Origin of the sequence: Clostridium aquiflavi (assembly GCF_031344075.1) — a bacterium.
In the GTDB taxonomy this organism is placed as follows: domain Bacteria; phylum Bacillota; class Clostridia; order Clostridiales; family Clostridiaceae; genus Clostridium; species Clostridium aquiflavi.
On the sequence record NZ_JAVJAN010000013.1, the window covers coordinates 16,730 to 35,836 of the forward strand.

At 27.1% G+C, this 19,107-nt stretch carries 18 protein-coding genes; 3 read left to right on the forward strand and 15 right to left on the reverse strand.

Features of this window, described 5'->3' with window-relative positions:
• Positions 1–70: 70 nt before the first annotated feature.
• From RGC78_RS06105 to RGC78_RS06140, 8 genes are all read right to left on the reverse strand, one after another.
• Positions 71–1,612, reverse strand: coding sequence for a 3'-5' exonuclease (locus tag RGC78_RS06105; RefSeq protein WP_309556243.1), 1,542 nt, complete (start codon positions 1,610–1,612; stop codon positions 71–73).
• 249 nt (positions 1,613–1,861) lie between these two features.
• Complete coding sequence (locus RGC78_RS06110) at positions 1,862–2,200, reverse strand: zinc ribbon domain-containing protein YjdM (RefSeq protein ID WP_252212163.1); 339 nt, start codon at positions 2,198–2,200, stop codon at positions 1,862–1,864.
• A 303-nt stretch (positions 2,201–2,503) separates the two neighbouring features.
• Entirely contained in the window at positions 2,504–3,187 is a 684-nt protein-coding gene (locus tag RGC78_RS06115; RefSeq protein WP_252212162.1) for a Crp/Fnr family transcriptional regulator, read from the reverse strand.
• A 404-nt stretch (positions 3,188–3,591) separates the two neighbouring features.
• A complete protein-coding gene (locus tag RGC78_RS06120) occupies positions 3,592–5,292 on the reverse strand; it encodes an FAD-dependent oxidoreductase (protein ID WP_309556245.1) in 1,701 nt (566 codons plus the stop codon).
• 83 nt (positions 5,293–5,375) lie between these two features.
• Positions 5,376–5,696: a rhodanese-like domain-containing protein gene (locus tag RGC78_RS06125; RefSeq protein ID WP_309556246.1), complete on the reverse strand. Its 321-nt coding sequence runs from the start codon at positions 5,694–5,696 to the stop codon at positions 5,376–5,378.
• A gap of 594 nt (positions 5,697–6,290) precedes the next feature.
• A complete protein-coding gene (locus tag RGC78_RS06130) occupies positions 6,291–6,827 on the reverse strand; it encodes a metalloprotease family protein (protein ID WP_252212159.1) in 537 nt (178 codons plus the stop codon).
• Positions 6,828–6,844: 17 nt separating this feature from the next.
• Complete coding sequence (locus RGC78_RS06135) at positions 6,845–7,924, reverse strand: tetratricopeptide repeat protein (RefSeq protein ID WP_252212158.1); 1,080 nt, start codon at positions 7,922–7,924, stop codon at positions 6,845–6,847.
• 594 nt (positions 7,925–8,518) lie between these two features.
• Positions 8,519–9,541 (reverse strand): hypothetical protein, encoded by a 1,023-nt coding sequence (locus RGC78_RS06140; protein WP_252212157.1) that lies wholly within the window; start codon positions 9,539–9,541, stop codon positions 8,519–8,521.
• A gap of 224 nt (positions 9,542–9,765) precedes the next feature.
• Here RGC78_RS06140 and RGC78_RS06145 point away from each other — a divergent pair, with 224 nt between their 5' ends.
• Together RGC78_RS06145 and RGC78_RS06150 are read left to right on the forward strand one after the other, a co-directional pair.
• The gene (locus RGC78_RS06145; RefSeq protein ID WP_252212156.1) at positions 9,766–10,131 is read left to right on the forward strand and encodes a hypothetical protein; all 366 of its coding nucleotides are present in this window, start codon (positions 9,766–9,768) and stop codon (positions 10,129–10,131) included.
• 369 nt (positions 10,132–10,500) lie between these two features.
• A complete protein-coding gene (locus RGC78_RS06150; RefSeq protein ID WP_309556247.1) occupies positions 10,501–12,504 on the forward strand; it encodes an oxidoreductase in 2,004 nt (667 codons plus the stop codon).
• Positions 12,505–12,631: 127 nt separating this feature from the next.
• On the opposite strand, the gene RGC78_RS06155 is transcribed toward RGC78_RS06150, so the two are convergent.
• From RGC78_RS06155 to RGC78_RS06185, 7 genes are all read right to left on the reverse strand, one after another.
• On the reverse strand, positions 12,632–13,204 hold the full coding sequence (locus RGC78_RS06155) for a cytochrome b5 domain-containing protein (protein ID WP_309556248.1): 573 nt from the start codon (positions 13,202–13,204) through the stop codon (positions 12,632–12,634).
• Between the two features lie 44 nt (positions 13,205–13,248).
• Positions 13,249–13,914 (reverse strand): 7-cyano-7-deazaguanine synthase QueC, encoded by a 666-nt coding sequence (gene queC, locus RGC78_RS06160; protein ID WP_309556249.1) that lies wholly within the window; start codon positions 13,912–13,914, stop codon positions 13,249–13,251.
• 139 nt (positions 13,915–14,053) lie between these two features.
• Positions 14,054–14,650 (reverse strand): GTP cyclohydrolase I FolE, encoded by a 597-nt coding sequence (gene folE, locus RGC78_RS06165; RefSeq protein WP_309556250.1) that lies wholly within the window; start codon positions 14,648–14,650, stop codon positions 14,054–14,056.
• A gap of 1 nt (position 14,651) precedes the next feature.
• Complete coding sequence (gene queE, locus RGC78_RS06170) at positions 14,652–15,317, reverse strand: putative 7-carboxy-7-deazaguanine synthase QueE (protein ID WP_309556251.1); 666 nt, start codon at positions 15,315–15,317, stop codon at positions 14,652–14,654.
• 1 nt (position 15,318) lies between these two features.
• A complete protein-coding gene (queD, locus tag RGC78_RS06175; RefSeq protein WP_252212150.1) occupies positions 15,319–15,750 on the reverse strand; it encodes a 6-carboxytetrahydropterin synthase QueD in 432 nt (143 codons plus the stop codon).
• Positions 15,751–15,798: 48 nt separating this feature from the next.
• Positions 15,799–16,560 (reverse strand): acyl-CoA dehydratase activase, encoded by a 762-nt coding sequence (locus tag RGC78_RS06180; protein ID WP_309556252.1) that lies wholly within the window; start codon positions 16,558–16,560, stop codon positions 15,799–15,801.
• On the reverse strand, positions 16,557–17,558 hold the full coding sequence (locus tag RGC78_RS06185) for a 2-hydroxyacyl-CoA dehydratase family protein (protein WP_309556253.1): 1,002 nt from the start codon (positions 17,556–17,558) through the stop codon (positions 16,557–16,559). The genes RGC78_RS06180 and RGC78_RS06185 overlap by 4 nt, the downstream gene beginning before the upstream one ends.
• A gap of 765 nt (positions 17,559–18,323) precedes the next feature.
• On the opposite strand from RGC78_RS06185, the gene motA reads away from it, so the two are divergent.
• On the forward strand, positions 18,324–19,103 hold the full coding sequence (motA, locus tag RGC78_RS06190) for a flagellar motor stator protein MotA (protein WP_252212147.1): 780 nt from the start codon (positions 18,324–18,326) through the stop codon (positions 19,101–19,103).
• Positions 19,104–19,107 lie beyond the last annotated feature (4 nt).

Sequence of the window (19,107 nt, forward strand, 5' to 3'; positions counted from 1 at the left end):
CCCTTATATGCTTTAAGTTTAAATTTACCTATTTAAACATTTACATATAAAATTATACTATATATACTTTTTATTTACAATTTTCTCTCATATTACTATCTATATTCATTCTTAAGTATTTATCATCTATATCTCTAATAAATTTAGAAGGCATACCATGTGATGTTAAAAATAATTTTTCAGTAGCTCTTGTCATTCCAACATAAAGTAACTTTCTTTCTCTAAATTCTAGCATGTCCATATCCTCTTCTTCATTTTTAACTGGACATAGTGGCATTACTTTAGCATTTAGACCTGCAATTATAACAACTTTAAATTCAAGTCCTTTTACAGAGTGCATAGTTACAAGTTTTACCTCATCTTCTGAAAAGTTTATTTCATCATTATCATTAAAAATTGAACATGGTATATCATAAGCTTGTAAGCATTTCCTAAATTCTTTTAACTGTTTTTTTAATCTAGCAATTATTACTATATCTTTTAATTTATATCCTTCTTTGAGAGTTTCATTTATTAAATTTACTATATATATACATTCTTCAAATTTACTTTCAAAATTTTCATAGGTTGGATAATCACCTTGCTTGTCTATCAAATTAGGTTTAACTAAGTTGTCATTTTGTAGTAAATCTTTATGAATATCAATTAAACTGAATGCTGCCTCAGCTATTTGAGCCGTTGTTCTATAATTTTTACTTAATAAATTAGATTTACCAGTCATATCATATCCTAAGCTAGCAAATGAACGATTTTTTATTAACCAAGCTTGATGGTATATGCTTTGAGCTGCATCTGAAATAAATGTTATACTGGAATATGGTTTTTTATCGTACAAAGCCTTTAAAAATTCCAATTCAACTCTAGTTAAATCTTGACTTTCATCTATTAAAATATGAGTATACTTTTCAATAGGATATTGTTTTGCTTGATTTAATGCTAATAGTGCCATATCTTGAAAATCAACTTTATTTATATTCTGTAAATTACTATTATATTTTAACAAGACCTCAAATATTGCTCTTCTCTTTTCTGAATTTTTTCTGAGTTTTTGAGGACCATCATTATTTATATTACTTATTCTTCCTATTCTATCAACCAACTGATATTCCTCAAGATCTATATAATTACATGCTTTTATCCACATAATCTCTTCTTTAATAAACTGAAGATACTTAGAATCTATGATTTTTACATCTTTATATATATTACCAATAAAATTTATAGCATTAATTAGTTCACATTTACATTCTTTACGCGAAGCAAGTTCTATATTTATATTATTCTGTTTTTTATATTCATTGAAATAATCAAAAAGTATATCGTCTATTCTTTTAATGTATAACTTCAAACTGTTGTCCTCATCAAATAGATTTACCTGAACATTAACCTTATCTTTGACTTTATCATATATATTTGATACATATTGTTTTAGTGATTTATTATAAGTTACCATAAGTACTTTGTCATCTTTAAGTGGACAATAATGTCTTAATAATAGTGGAATTTTATTTACTGCAACAGTAGTTTTCCCAGAACCTGCTACCCCTTTTATTAATGAATGACCATTTGGTTTATTTGCAATTATTCTTTTTTGTTCTATATTAAGTTGCATTTCTACCCCTCTTTATCTAATTATTTCTATTTTTTGGAAATTTCATATACTAATTGTACTATATTATGTAACGCTATGTAAAGTTTTGATTCACTGTGAATTGAAAGAAAAAATTATTTATATCTAAATATATTTTTCTACACAAAAATAACCCTGTTAAATAGATTTTATGGCAGCACTTTTACTGCATCTACTTAACAAGGATTATTTTATTATTAGGCTATGTTTTAAATTAGTTTTATGATAAAATTATATCTTTTTAACAAATTCAGACTTTAATTGCATAGCTCCAAATCCATCAATTTTACAATCAATATTATGATCTCCATCAACTAAACGTATATTTTTAACTTTTGTTCCTATCTTTATAGATGATGAGCTTCCCTTTACTTTAAGATCTTTAATTACTGTTACAGAATCACCATCATTTAATATATTTCCATTAGCATCTTTAACTAAAGTTTCTTCTGCAGCTTGTTTTTCTGATTCTAAAGTCCATTCATAAGAACATTCTGGGCAAATAAACAGATTTCCGTCTTCATAAGTATATTCTGAATTACACTTTGGACAATTTGGTAAAGTATTCATAAAATTCATTTCCTCCATTGTTTATTAATTTAATATATAAAAACCATTCTTATGCTGTTAACCTCATAAAAATAGTAATTCACATCTTTTTTTGTATTGTTTATTTTAAATATTAATAAAATTTCAAGTTATTATTTCTTTAGTAAACTTGCTCTCTAAATAGCAAAAATTTCTCACAGTTTTATATAATATCATAGTATTATTATATTGACAAATTATTTTAATTAATGCTTAAACAACCAATATTCTTTATATTTACCTAAAAACACTATTATAGCTTTAAAAAATGATATTTTCATACTCTTACTTTATAAATTCATTTAAATCCTTCAAAATAATTATTTTTCCTCGTTCTAAATTTACATATCCCATTTGTTCAAATTTCTTTAACTTTCTACTAACAACTTCTCTAGTAGAATCAATTTCAAAAGCAAGTTCTTTATGTGTGCTATAAACAATTTTGCTTTTCTTACTTATGAGTAGCTTTGCAATTCTAGTTTCTAATGAATCATGTCTCTTTTCTTCTTTCTTTTCTATGACAGTATTAAATTTACTATATATATCTTTATACATATATTTTAAAAACTCACTATCTTTAAATAGATGTTCTGTTACTATTTCAAACGGAATTATACATATTTTAGATTGTTGGAGTGCTTTTCCTATAATATTTAATGATTTAAAATTTAAAAGACAGCTTAATGCCTCATGACATAGTTCTCCCTTTTTAATATTAAAAAGATTTGTTTCTTCTCCATTTTCATTAATTCTCTGTATTTTTATTGTTCCATTTATAACAAATATGATCCCTTCACAGGTACAATTTCCAGATGATATATACTCATCAGCATTTAATGTTTTAAATTTTGCTTTTTTACTTATTATTTTATTATTTTCTTTGTCAATATACTCTAAAACTTTATAAATTTCATAAAATTCTTTTAAGTTCTTTTCTCTAACATTACTTGCAAAATTACTTTTTTCCATAATTCCTCCATCTAAAAATATATTATTTTAGCTTTATAATTTAAGTCGTTTTTAATATAATGCTCTTTATTACAATTATTTACTAGCATTATACTATTTAAAACAAAATTAAAAAAGATTATAAAACTATTTATTAATTAAAGATGCATTTAAGATTGCTGAACATTCTGATGGAAATGAACATAACTTAATAGCTAAACTTAGAACTTCTGAAAGTTATATTCCTGAACTTTCATTATTATCAGAAATTGATGTAAACTTTAATAGGTAGTCTAATTTAAATTTAGACTACCTATTACTATATATTTTTAATTATGCCACACCATTATTCCTGCACTACGTTTGGAAATGGTACATTGCTAAAAAATCGCCGTCTCTAAAGTCGCCTAGGCGATTTTATTCTATTATTTAAAATTATATTCTGTAACAATACTATTTCTATTCATAGTCTTATCATTATAATACTCATAAAAAGATAGTCCTAAAAAGCTTCCTGTTATGTTATAAATATTAGTATATCCTAAATTTTGAAGTGCTAAAGTTGCATTATAACTTCTTTGTCCTGTTCTACAATGAAGGTATACTGGCTCATCTTTTGGTATTTCATTTACTCTTTCTCTAAGTTCACTTAATGGTATATTTTTTGAATTTTTTATATGGCCATTTTCATATTCTCTTCTTTCTCTAACATCTATTATTGCAGCATTATTTTCTACAAGTTCTCTAACCTTATCTATGTTAACTTGCTTAAAATCATTATTTAATAAATTAGATCCAACATATCCTGCATAATTAACAACATCTTTTGCTGTTGAAAATGGTGGTGCATAACATAATTCTAAATCTTTTAAATCTTCTACTGTTCCACCAAATTTTATTGCTGTAGCGATTATATCTATTCTTTTAGTAACATCTCCTTTACCTATAGCTTGAGAACCTAATATTTTTCCAGTTGGTACTTCATAAATCATTTTGAAATGTATTGGCGAAGAATCTGGCATTATTCCAACTTTGTCATTAAGAATTATATTCACTATATCATAATTTATGTTCATATTAAGTGCTTTTATTAATGATTCATTTAATCCTGTTGATGCTCCATTATAGTTAAATACCTTTATAGCTGATGATCCTATATACCCTTTATTTATTGTACTTTTATTGTTTATATTATCTGCTACACTCCTTGCTGCCTTTTGAGCTGGTCCAGCTAGTGATAATTTAGTCATAGAATGAGTAAGTGAATTATACACTTCAATTGCATCACCTACAGCATAAATATTTTCATCATTTGTTTTATAGTTTTTATCTACTTTTATTGCTCCTGTTTCTCCAAGTTCTATTCCAGCATCCTTAGCTAAAGTTACTTCTGGTGCAACTCCTATTGTCATAATAACTGCACTTGCATTCACTTTTTTTCCTGATGACAAAACTATAATATCTTCTTCAAAACGCTCAACCTTATCTCCAACAATTAAATTTACACCATTATCATAAATTTCCTTATGAAGTATTTGTACCATATCATAATCAAAAGGTTTTAGAATTTGTTTAGTAGCTTCTATAAGTGATACATTATATTCTGCTTTTCTTAAATTTTCAGCGGCTTCTACCCCTATGTAACCACCACCAATTACAGCTACATCATTACTATTTATCTCCTTTAAATATCTATTTAATTTATCTATATCAACTACGTTTCTTATTGTAAAAACATTAACTTTTTCAATGCCAGGTATATTAGGTACTATTGGATGTGCTCCTGGAGATAAAATAAGTTTATCATAAGATTCTTTGTAAACTTCTCCACTCATTAAATCTTTGACATCTACAGTTTTATTTTTTCTATTAATTGAAATAACTTCATTATTTACTCTTGCTTTAATATTATATTGTGATATAAATTTTTCTGGACTCATTAAAACTAATCTATTAGGAGAATCTATTACTCCACTTAAATGATAAGGTAGTGCACAATTTGAAAAAGATACATGAGGTCCTTTTTCAAACATTATTATTTCATCTTCCTCACTATTTCTTCTAAGTCTTGCAGCTGCTGAGGCTCCTCCCGCAACTCCACCTACTATTAATATTTTCTTTTTCATAATATCATCCTCCTAATTATTATGTAACTTGATTTTTAACTTTACACTATAATATCAACACTGTTTTAAAACATTAACTTAAGTTACCTCTTTTTTGAGCCAACATAAGATCCTACCCCTCCAGAAACGTTAATAACATCATATCCCTGTTTTCTAAGACTACTACATGTTCTTGCACTTCTTCCACCTGATTGACACATTATGTAATATTCTTTATCTTTATTTAAATATTTATTAGGTTCATTTAAAAGGGTACCCATTGGAATATTTTTAGCAGATTTTATGCTTCCATTTTTATATTCATAATCTTCTCTAATATCAATAAGTTCAACTTTTCCTATTAAATCATCAATATCATTAACATTAATTACTTTTCCAATATCTCTTTTTAAAAATCCAAACATATTCTTCCTCCTGTGTTTTATATTAATCTTTTATAAAAAATTTAAATATCTATTTCTTATACAAACTCATCTATAATTTATTAATTTCATTATAATTAACAGATATATTTTCTTCTGTGACTTTATCACTTAGCAATAAGTAAAAATAAAAAAATCTATCATGTATATGCTTTTTAGGTTACATTTTTTAATCTTTGGCTAAATTGTAATTTAAGTTATTTAAAGACTTCAGCGCTTTGTACTTTCTTAAATAATAAAAAATTCCTTTAGATATTTTGTGTATCTAAAGGAATTTTTATTAATCTTTTTTATGTGTCTTTTTACTATGTTTAACTCCACAATTATTAGCTTTCTTCTCCTTTTCTTGTTGGCTTGCACAAGAACAATCATGTTTTTCACTCATAATATTTATCGCTCCTAAAATAAATTTTTATTATAATTTTATACTACTATTTTGTTCAAGTTCTAAATATTTATTCTTTATTTTTAATTGTATTATTAAAAAACTCCCTTAAATATTTTATGTATCTAAAGGAGTTTTTATTTAATATTATTTGCTATTAATAATAATTTTAATTTATAGTATTCTTATAATTAAAATATTAGAACTAATATTTGGGGTAATAATATAGAAATTACTATTGCATATATTAGATCAAGCCAAACTATTGAACCATATGCACCAATATAAATTAGTCCAATCACTGGTGTTACTAAAATTTTAAATATTATAGACACTTCTTTATTCTTTAATATTGATTCAATCATATTTTCTGCATCAACTTTACTTGGAAATGCATGCATTAATATAGATATTCCAATCCATACTAAAAATAAATTTAACAAATTGTTATAATTTTTAAATTCAAATACTTCTATTGATACAGGCAACATAATAAACATTCCCAAAATGGTATTTATTAAAAATGGTCCTATTGAAACAAAAAAAGATTTTAATGGGTTATCTGCTGGTTCATGTACAACATAACCACAAGGATTTTTAAATTGAAAATATTTTACTTCATATACAGGAACCCTCATTAAACGGCAAAAAATTTGATGTGCTAATTCGTGTACAATAACACCTGGAAATGTTACTGCTGATATTAAAAAACCTGGTATAAAATACATAATCTAAATCCCCCTATTTATCCTAAATAATAATCATCAATAGTACTATTTCCATCTAAGAAATTCATTATATCATCATCAAATCCGTCTCCATTTGAAGTATATTCTTCTTTATATTTCTCAGCTTCATCGTCTTGTCCATTTGTTATAAGAGCAATAATTAAAGTTTCTAATACATAAGTTTCTTGTGGGTCTGCATCATAAGCTTTTTTAGCAAGATTTACTCCCTCTTGTTTATTCCCTTCAAGCATTTCTACTATAGCTAATCCCCTTAATGCACCTGCATTATCATTTTCTTTATTTAATACAGTATTAAACTTTTCTCTTGCACTATTAAAATCTTTTTCTCTACGTAAAATATTAGCTAATTGGATTTTACTATCAGTTATATTATTGTCTTCTTGAATAGATTTACTAAGATATTCTTTAGCTGCATTATTATCATTAGATGTAGATCCTAAATAATAATATAGTAATGATTTATTTTGACTCTTATCATTTAATAAAATTTTCAAATTATTTGATATTAGTTGGTTTTTTTCATTTGGACTAGCATTTTCATCTAAATTGCTTACAATATTTCCAAATGCATCATAAGTTTTATAATATGAATCAATATATTTTGTGTATTCAGTAATTAAAGTATATGTTGAGTTATCTGCTTCTTTTCCTGATAAATAAGTATCTATTATGTATCCTGCATAATTATATTTACCATTTTCCATGGCTATTTCAATAATTTTTACAGCGGTATCTAGCGAATCAGGATATTCTTCTAATACATTTTGTAAATTTTTTAATGTACTATTTACTTCTCCTTTTTTTGCATTATCTTCTGCCGCAGAATATATTTTATAACTATTAAATACTTTTGGAAATTTTAAAAATGAAATTCCTATAAGAATAATAAGTCCTATAGCAAGAATTGCAAAGATCTTTGGAATTGGATAATGAATTTGTTCTTCTCTACATGTATTGCATAATATTGAATTCTTACATTGTGAAGTGTCTGCATTAACTTGTCCGCATTTATGACATATGCTTCTTTGATAATTCTCTTCATAAATTGAATGTGTTTGTTCATTGTATTCTGTCATATTTAATTTCCCTCCTTTAATTGTACATATTTTGGCATAACATATGAGATTCTACATTATTTTTCAAAATATGTCAATTAAAAGAATTTATATAAAATTCTGTAGTTTTATATGAAATCGTGGTCATCTTGAAATTCCTAATAATAATTACTACATATTTTTATAAAAAAACTTCCTGCTGGTACATCTACTTTTTCTAATTTAATTTCACCATCTTCTTCTGATAATTCTTTAGCATATTTCATAGCTTCCAACTTTATTTATGTATATATCAACATTTGTTTAAATCATAATCAATTATTGTTATCCTTCGCTTATATTTATTATCGTAACTTTTTCTAAATAATTAACACATACTATATTAAAATGCATTAGCTTTATATAGTCATATTGAATCCTCATTTATATAACTTATATTTATAAGTAAAAAATTATACTTTATTAACACTAATATTTTTAAGCTATTAAAGAATCGGTTTTCTTACTTGTAAATAGAAAAAACCTATAAAATAGACGTTTTGTCTACTCTATAGGTTAATTTTATTATATTAACTTAAAATATTTATATTATTTCAAGACCTTAATTTATGATACTTAGCAATCACATTCAAAATTAAAAGAAGCATACTCAGCAAAAGTTTTTACTTTTAATGAAAGTGGATCACATAAATCAGTTTCAAATCCAAAACAGAACCTAAATGTATTCTCTACACAAGGTATCTCAGGTGTTGTTGATTCTGGCATACATGCTTCACAAACCTTAAATCTTAAAACATCTTCCTCCTCCTCATCACATACTAATACGCCTATAGCTACTTTTCTATTTTCACATGCAGTTACTGTTACATCAACTATTAATAATCTTCCTTGACATTTTAAGTTAGTAATTTCTATTGGAACATTTCTAGATTCTTCACAACCTACAAAGTTAGCATCAACAGCTTCGTTACAGCAACAATCACACTCAGAAGAACAATCAGTACTGTACCTAACTTGTGCTATTCCAAATCCAAGTGCCGGTGGTACTATAATTTCAATACGATCAAATGGAGTATCGCAACATGTTTTTGCAGCAAATAACCTTGCACCATTTGGAGAAGTAACTGTTCTAACTATATTTCCTACAAACTCATTTCCTGAATAAAATTCAACTGTAAGAGGAAATGTTCCAAAAAGATTAGCTTCCATTTCAAATCCAAAAATGCAAGATGGTTCAGATAAAGTTATAGTCATAGAATTTTGGAAGTTTGAAAATAGTACATCTGGAGTGGAATCTTCAGATAATGGAGGTGAAGACCAATTATTCCAACCTGAAGGTACATTAAGTTTTTGCATATTTGAACTAAAAGTAACTGTTTGGGTACCATCAGTTATAGAGTTTAAAAAGGTTCCTTGTGATATACCTGAAATATCTATTTTTTTTGTAGCTGCTGTATAAGCAGTATCAGGGTTATCAAAAGTAGTAAAACAATCTAAAGCAACTAAAGTAGTAGGTTGTTTTACATTTTTTGTTTCTTGATTCATATACTTATCAACTAAAGTTGGACTGTAGCAATAACTTATTTCTAAATTTCTAATTTCATCTATAGTATTTTCACAATTAATATTATCATTCATGATATCTTTCTCCTTTGAATAATTTAGATATTTTTCATCTTAATATATACTATTTTTTATATGACAAAATGTTATTTATTATTTAGATTATTCTAATATACTTACAATGTTACTTTTTAATTTTAAAATATATACGTTCTATTTATCGTCATTCCTTAAAGTCAATTTGTAACATTAATATTATTTTCGACATAAAATATAATATTATATGGAGGTGACTACTAGTGAAAACAAATGACTATGATATTCCAACTGAAGTAGAGCATATTGTATTTCCCAAATACTGTGATTGTCTAAATAAAAAAATCAACACCTCATTAGAGGACACTGGGAAATTATTATTAGTTAAAGTACACTTAAAAAATATTTTATGTGATAAAAATTTAGCTGTAGGAGTTTTAGTTTTTGAAGGACCTATCTTACGAGCATTTAAAGTAAAAGAAATTTACACTGGTAATTGTGATGGAATGTGTAAATATCGTGATATTAAAACCCCTACTTATTATTTTGTTTTTGCTGATAAAGAAGATTGCTCTAAAAAAGATTTTTCCATTAAAATTATAAAAAATTATACCAATATAAATAAGTGATAAAAATATTAAATTTATACAATATAGTTCTTTTATTAACTAAGTTCATTAATAGTTGTCATAGAAAATATTATTGATTGCATAATCATCACTAAAAAACTGTACTAAAATCTTAGTACAGCTTTTATATATTATTTAATTTAATTACAGTAAAAAATAAACTTTACTATAAATTAAACCTTAATAATATAGTTGGAAAATTTACTATATTATTAAGGTTTGAATACTTTTACAACATATATTAAGGTATTATGTATTTCTTCTTTAAGGCTATATATTACAATATTTGGTCATTCTATGTTGACGTTTTCATTGCATTAGACTATACTGAATATATTTGGTAAATTTTTTCAAATGGGAGGTTGTTTTATGGACACTAAATATTCAAATTTATTTGAACCAATAAAAATTGGTAATCTAGAAATTAAAAACAGATTTGTAATGGCCCCTATGGGACCTGCTGGATTATGCTCAGAAGATGGTAGTTTTAATGAACAGGGAATAGAGTATTATGTTGAAAGAGCAAAAGGTGGTACTGGTTTAATAATAACTGGTATTACTTATGTTGAAAATGAAATTGAAAAATGTACTATGCCTTCTATGCCTTGTCCAACTATTAATCCTGGAAATTTTATAAAAACAGCAAAAGTACTTACAGAAAGAGTTCATGCATACAATTCAAAGATATTTTTACAATTAACTATGGGTTTTGGTCGTGTTAGTATCCCTAGCATGGTTGGTGGCGTTCAACCAATAGCACCATCTGCTATACCTCATAAATGGGTACCTGATATAAAATGTAGAGAACTTACAATAGAAGAAATTGAAACTTATATAAAAAGATTTGGTGAATCAGCTGCTATAGCAAAAGAGGCTGGATTCGATGGAATCGAAGTCCATGCTGTTCATGAAGGATATCTTCTTGATCAATTTACTATTGCATTGTTTAATAAAAGAACAGATAAATATGGTGTAAGCTTACAAAACAGATTAAGATTACCTATAGAAATTCTTAAATCAATAAAAAATGCTTGTGGAGAAGATTACCCAGTATCTCTTCGTTATAGTGTTAAAAGTTATGTAAAAGGCTTAAATGATGGCGCCTTACCTGGAGAAGACTTTGACGAAAAAGGTCGTGATCTTAAAGAAGGTCTTGAAGTTGCTAAAATACTAGAAGAGGCCGGATACGATGCATTTAATTCTGATGCTGGTACTTATGATTCATGGTATTGGAATCACCCTCCTATGTATTTTAAAAAGGGAATGTATCTTTCATTAAATGAAAAGTTAAAACAAGTGCTTAAAGTTCCTGTTATTACTGCTGGAAGAATGGACAATCCTGATCTAGCAAGTGATGCTATTGCTACTGGCAAAACAGATATGATTGCTTTAGGAAGACCACTTTTAGCAGATGCATATATTCCTAGAAAAATTAAAGAAGAAAAAATTAAAAATATTCGTCCATGTTTATCTTGTCATGATGGATGCATGGGAAGATTAGCTACTGGTGGCGGAATTTCTTGTGCTGTAAATCCATCTACAGGTAGAGAAAAGGACTTTGAATTGCACACAGTTAAAGAAATCAAAAATGTAATGGTTGTAGGCGGTGGTGTTGCTGGATGCGAAGTTGCAAGAGTTTGTGCTATCAGAGGCCATAAAGTTTCTTTATATGAAAAAACAGATAAATTAGGTGGAAATATTATACCAGGAGGAGTTCCTGATTTTAAAGAAGATGACAGAGCTCTTGTAAAATGGTATGAAAATGAATTAAAAGAAAATAACATCGATATTCATTTTAATATTGCAGTTACAAAAGATTTAACTGATAAATTAAATCCAGATGTAATTATTGTGGCTACAGGTTCAACACCTAAAATATTAAATTTAGAAGGAAATAAAAATAAAGTTTATACTGCTCAAGATGTACTTTTAGGAAATAAAACTCCTGGAAATTCAACTGTTATTCTTGGTGGTGGTTTAGTAGGTTGTGAAACAGCCCTTTGGCTTGTAAAACAGGGTAAGAAGGTTACTATAGTTGAAGCTCTTGATGATATATTAGCTTCTGGTCCTGAAATATGTCATGCAAATAGCCAAATGCTAAGAGATTTATTAGCTTTTTATAAAGTTGATATTAAAACAAAATCTATCTTATCTAAAGTAGCTGATGACGGTGCTATAATAATAGAAGATGATAAAGAAGTGACAATTCCTGCTGATTCTGTAATTTTATCTGTTGGTTATAATTCTGAAAAATCACTATATAATGAATTAAAATTTAATGATAAAGAAGTGTACCTATTAGGAGATGCAAGAGAAGTTAGAAATATTCTGACTGCCATTTGGGATGCTTTTGAAGTAGGTAGAAATATATAAAATTTAATATTGCTTTAATGATGTAGAACTTATATTTTTTTATAAAGCTCAACATTCAATTAAAACATAGTAAATAAAAAAAGTGACTATCTAACAAAAATTTTGTTAGATAGTCACTTTTTAATCTCTAATAAAATCTGTTCATCTTACTCATTGCCAATAACTTTGATACTCCTGTCTTTTCCCATTCTTCAACCTGTTCAATAGCTTCTTGAGGAGTTTTTCCTAATCCTACAAGTACACCTGATAAAATAAATTCCTGATATAAATGTTCTGGATTAATTCCTGCCTTAGCTTCTGCTAATGCACGATTAACTAATGGGGTAATATATCTAACCCAATCATCAGGAGTAAAGTTAGATTTGCTTTGCATTTCACTTCTGTTCATAGTTACAGTATTCATTCTATTATTTGCTTTAAGTATCCCAACTTTAGATAGGGTACTTAAAAATTTAGGCACTCCATGACACGATTTGAATTGTTCTGTTAAATCTTTACCTGCTGTAAGTCCAAAATGTGTTCCGTTAGCCCAAACTGCTTTTTCGCTTAAATCATAAACTATACCTTCTATGGCCACATAAGCAGGTTTTCCGTTACTTCCATCATATTGTGCTAATTCTTCTAATGTAAATTCTCTTTGTTCTCTATAATTATCTCCTATAAGTTCTCTAATAGTTTTGACATCAAAATATATAGACATATCTACCTCGCAAATATTTTTCTCTATATTAGTATAGTTTAAAACTAGTAAATGTTTAAATATTCTTTTTTAAATTCTAAATATCCATTTTTTCTCAATTTACAAGCTGGACATTTTCCACAGCCATTACCTATTACTCCATTGTAACAAGTTAAAGTTTCTTCTTTAACGATATTAAGCACACCTAAATCATCAGCCATTTTCCAAGTTTCTGCTTTATTAATCCACATTAATGGTGTAAGGATTTCAAACTGATAATCCATAGCTAAATTCAGTGTAACATTTAAAGATTTTATAAATACATCTCTGCAATCTGGATATCCGCTAAAATCACTTTGAGATACGCCTGTTATAATAGTATTTACTCCTCTTTGCTTTGCGAATACTGCAACAAAAGTTAAAAATAACATATTTCTGCCATCTACAAATGAGTTAGGAACCCCTTCCTTAGGTGCATCTTTATCGACATTTATATCTTGTCTAGTTAGTGAATTAGGTGCTAGTTGATTTAATAAATTTAAATCTAAAATATGGTGTTCTACATCATATTTTTTACATATATCTCTTGCACATTCTAATTCTAACTTATGTTTTTGATTATAATCAAAAGAAACTGCTATAACTTCTTTAAACCTCTTTTTTGCCCAAAATAAGCAAGTTGTGCTATCTTGCCCACCACTAAATACTACTATTGCTTTTTCTTTATTCATTTATAGTACACCGTCCTTTTAATATGTATATATATTCTTATTGTCTATCCCATAGCTAGTATCTGTAATTTCATAACAGCTACACACTCATGGATAACGGTTTCTAAGTCTCCGAATAGGTTTAAAAATCCATCTGAGGCTAAAAACCTTGTTTATAAAGCATCATCAATTTGTTATTTAAAATTGGGTCAGTATTAAATCTTCCTCTTAGAGTAGTTGATATTGTTCTAGCACCTGGCTTTTGTATTCCTCTAGTAGTCATACAACCATGTTCTCCTTGTATAATAACTGCTACATCTTCTGATTCAGTTACTTTTTGCAATACTTCAGCTATATCTGTTCCTATTCTTTCTTGAAGCTGCAATCTACGTCCTACCATATCAGCTATTCTAGCTATTTTACTTAATCCAATAACCTTTTTATTAGGTATATATGCTATTGCAACTTTCATGTTATACATAAGTGCCAAATGATGTTCACAATGACTAAATATTTCTATGTCTTTCATAAAAACTATATCATTATTATTTTCTTTTATTAATAAATCATCTTCAAAAGTAGTATTAAACATACTTGCAATTTGATCATTACTGTAACACATTCCTTGAAAGATTTCTTCGTACATTTTAGCTACACGTTTAGGAGTATCCTTTAATCCTTCTCTGTCAGGATTATCACATAAAGCTATTAAAATTCCCCTTATATGTTCTTCAATTGCTTTTATATCGATTTCCATATTATACACCCCTCTTGCTTGGTTCCCATATAACCTTATGAAGTTGTATTTGTAAATTAACTTTATTCATATTATTTTCTTTCATAAATTCTACTATATCATCCATATTAATTTCCCTAAATACAGGACTAATATATACACTAGTTTTATCCACAAGGTTATAAGTATCTATTATGTATTTCGCTTTTTTTAAATCTTCAATGCTACCTGATACAAATTTCACTGTATCTTTATTAGTTAAATATTTAAAATTCTCTAATTCCATTTTACCTTCCATATTACTTGAAGGAAGTTTATAATCCATAGTAAAACTTGGAGGATTTTCCATAGTTAAAAACTGATCTATCAATACACTTCCATTAGTTTCTATTTCAACATAAAGTTCATTATCTTTTGATAATAGTTCTAATAGCTCTATTATTCCTTCTTGAAGAAGAGGTTCTCCTCCAGTTAAAGTTATGTTTCTAACTTTTGTTGATTTAATATATTCATATATATCATTAGAAGACATTAACTTATAAGAAACATTTTTTTCATTTGCCCAAATTGTATCACAATAGCTACAATTTAAATTACATCCTGCAAATCTTATAAATACTGCTAATTGCCCACAAAGGCGGCCTTCTCCATTAATGCTAACAAACTTTTCAACTACTTTAAAATTCACTTTAACACCCCTCACTTTCTTCATATACAGCACTATTGGTAGGAGTCTCATAAACTGTAGCTCTTTTTACGTTATATCCCTTGTTTTTCATTGTTTTAAAGAAAAATGCTGCAAAGTTTTCAGCTGTTGGCCTAAAATTAACGTCTATTACTTTAAATCCATCTTGTTTTATACAGTTTAATGTTTCTTTCCTCATGGTCCCTTCTTCTATAATCAATGCATGATCATAATAATCTACCATATCTTTAACATCTTTCTTTAAATCCCCAAAGTCTATTAACATACCATCAAGTTGCCCACCTTTTACTAAGGTTTCTGATTGTATTTCAATTTCAACCTTCCATCTATGTCCATGAATATTTCCACATTTTCCTTTATATCTAGCAAGAAAATGGGCACTATCAAAACTATGTTCTGCTTTTAAAATATACATAATTATTTCCTCCAATAACCTATTGAATATTTCTTCAAATCTATGTTTTTAACATAGCACCTTACTCCCATAATAGCAGCATCCAATTGCTCCATTAAATTGTGGCTGTTTTACTTCTACTACTTCTTCATAATCATTTTTTAGATATTTTTTTATTGAAGTATTGGTTGCAACACCACCAGTTATAATTAATTTTTTTCCTTTAAATTTACTTAAAAGAGGGCATAGTCTTTTATAAAGAGAATAATTAACTCCTGCACATAATCTTTCTATACTTACACCTTCCGCTATTTTTCCAATTAACTCTGATTCAGAAAATACTGCACAAGTTGAATTTAGATCAATGGGATTTTCTGAGTGTTTACTCATTTCATCAATAGATATTTCAAGCACATTAGCCATATTTTCTAAGTATCTTCCACAAGAGGCAGCACATTTTTCATTAAGTTCTAAATCTTCAATAATGCCTTTCTCTACTTTTATCACTTTAACATCCTGACCGCCTATATCTAAAAGTATAAAATCTTTTAATTCAGTTTGATAAATTGCTCCATAAATATGAGCTTTTAATTCATTTATAGGAGTAAAAAGTTTTAAATCCGTATTATTTTTTCCATAGCCTGTTGAAACAGCTTTATCAATTGGTCCTATATTAAGCTTTTCTAAATCTACTATTACCCTACCATCAAAACTGCAATAATCTCTATAAAAGCTCATGGTACTTATCTTTTTCATTTCTATTATCTTATTGTCATCCATTAAAGCAATTTTAACTTCCCTACTTCCAAGATCTATTCCTAATGTTCTCATTCTTTAATCTCCTTTAAATCCAATAGCATATCAAGAAAAGCTTCTAATCTAAGTTTTGTTCTTGCATCTAATGTATTTAATTTATCTCCTTCAATATTCAATATTGGAATATCTAATTGCTTTTTTAAGACTATATCCTCAACTGCTCTATGACAAAAAGCTTGAGTGTAATGAATTATTCCATCTAATTTTCTATCTCTAATTTGCTTTTTTAATTCCATAATTCTAAATTCAGTGTTATAAGGATAAGTGTAATCATAATATTGCTCAAATATACTTACTGCTTTATCTACTCTAGGAAAAGCAAATTCTCTTTGCACTTCATTATATACAAAATGAGCATTTAAATTTTCAACAAATTCATATATATCACTAGTCATAGGTGGAACACCTATATATCCTAATCTTAATTTTTTATTTAGTTGTTCTCTTTTCTTTATATCATCAATAACTTTTTTTAAATCTGCTTTAAAAACATTTAAGTCTCCATTAAAATCACTTAAACTTACTTGATATAAATGATTTTCAAATCCACTAGCTTTATTATGTATATATGTTAATTCATCAATTTGTTTTGATAATTGCCTAATTTCATTTAGTCTTTTTCTAACTATTTCAGTTTCTTCAAGACTTACATTAAAGATAGTCATAAACTTTCTTATTTCATTTTCTATATCTTCTATTTTATGACTATGTGGAAATGAAAATGGATAAACCTTAATTCCTTTTAATTGAAGTACCTCAATAAGAACTTTAGTATTAGAACAGTCTCCTTCCATAACTCCAACTATTTCTTTAATATCATTTTCTATACATGCGCCATAAATTCCCTTTATCCAAGCGCATAAGCTTTTAGGAAACCCATCTATTTCTGCTATATCTATGTATTTTGAATAATCAGTAGAGGTTATAAAAATGTTATTTAAATCTACAGGTGTATATCCTGCTGCAATAAGAACCTCTACTGGAACTGTTGTTGTTAACCCTATTTTTTTCATAATCAAGACCTCCTTACATATTGATAAAGGGCATAAACTATATAATTATTCTGTCCAACTTTACTTATGCATATATCAACATTCTACTAAAAAATAGGCTACTAATTAATTTTTTGCAAATAAAAAAGGGCAAAAACCGCCCTTAAACAAAAAACTACCTATACGGGTAGTTACGCCCTAGTTTTGTTTATAGACAGGATGGTTACACGAACTGTCTTTATTATTTAATACGTGTACAGTTTACTATATGCTCTTTAGTAAGTCAAATTTAATTAAAAAACTAGGATAATATTAATATATGATTAATATTATTTCTTAACCCTTATATATCAACACTCTAATAATCCAATATTTTTTATTACTAAAAATTTTTTTGTTGCATCATTTAATCACTTTTACATTCTCCCTTTATTGGCATATATTCTAATAAACTTTTTATATAATATCTATTAAAAAATATAGTATTTAATAATGTGAAATTTTGTCCAAATACTTTTAAAATATACTTTTAGCTTTTTAAATATTGTGATATTATAACTTTATAAAAATTTTATAATAAGATGTAATAAACTAATAAAAAAATAAGTTAATTTATATGTAATTTTAATATATATGCTGCTCTTAATCTTAATACATATATGTATTATATTACCAATATATAGATTTCTTTTTATAATATATAAGTCTTATTTAGAAATACATATAATTTGTTTTTCTATATTTATTTTACATAATTTAAAACATATATTCCAGGGGGGAATAAACATGGATATTTTTTTGATTATAGGTGTTATTACAGGTCTTCTTGCAGTAGTTGTAGGGATGATTGTAAAAGGTGCGAATGTTGCAGTATTATTAAATCCTGCTGCAGCTATTATAATTCTTATTGGTACTACTGCTGCAGTAATGAACTCTTTTCCGAAAAAAGAGTTTCTTTCAATCCCTAAAATTATGGGGGTTCTGTTTAAAGAAAGAAAAGGTGAAGATCCAGTTTCAATTATAAAACAACTTGTTGAAATATCGCAATTAACTAGAAAAAATGGATTATTATCGCTTGAAGGTACAGTACAAAAAATGGAAAACAAATTTATGAAAAAAGGTTTAGAAATGGTAGTGGATGGTTTAGACTCAGAAGTAATAAGAGATACTTTGGAAATGGAGATTGAGAGCACAGAAGAAAGACATCGTAATGGTGCTGCTATTTTTACAGCAGCAGGTGGTGCTGCGCCAACACTTGGAGTTTTAGGAGCAGTTGTTGGTTTAATTGGTGCTCTTGGAAACTTAAATGATACTGAAAAATTAGGTCACATGATAGCGGGAGCATTCGTTGCAACTCTTTATGGTATTTTCGTTGGTTACGTAGTTTGTCATCCTTTTGCCTCTAGACTAAAAAGAAAATCTCATGAAGAAATAAGTAATATGTATATTATATTTGAAGGGGTTTTAGCTATTCAATCAAGCGCAAATCCTAAGAGTATTGAAAGAAAACTAGTTGGTATGTTACCACCAAAAGATAGAGCTGAAATTGAGAGAATGAATAATTAAACTT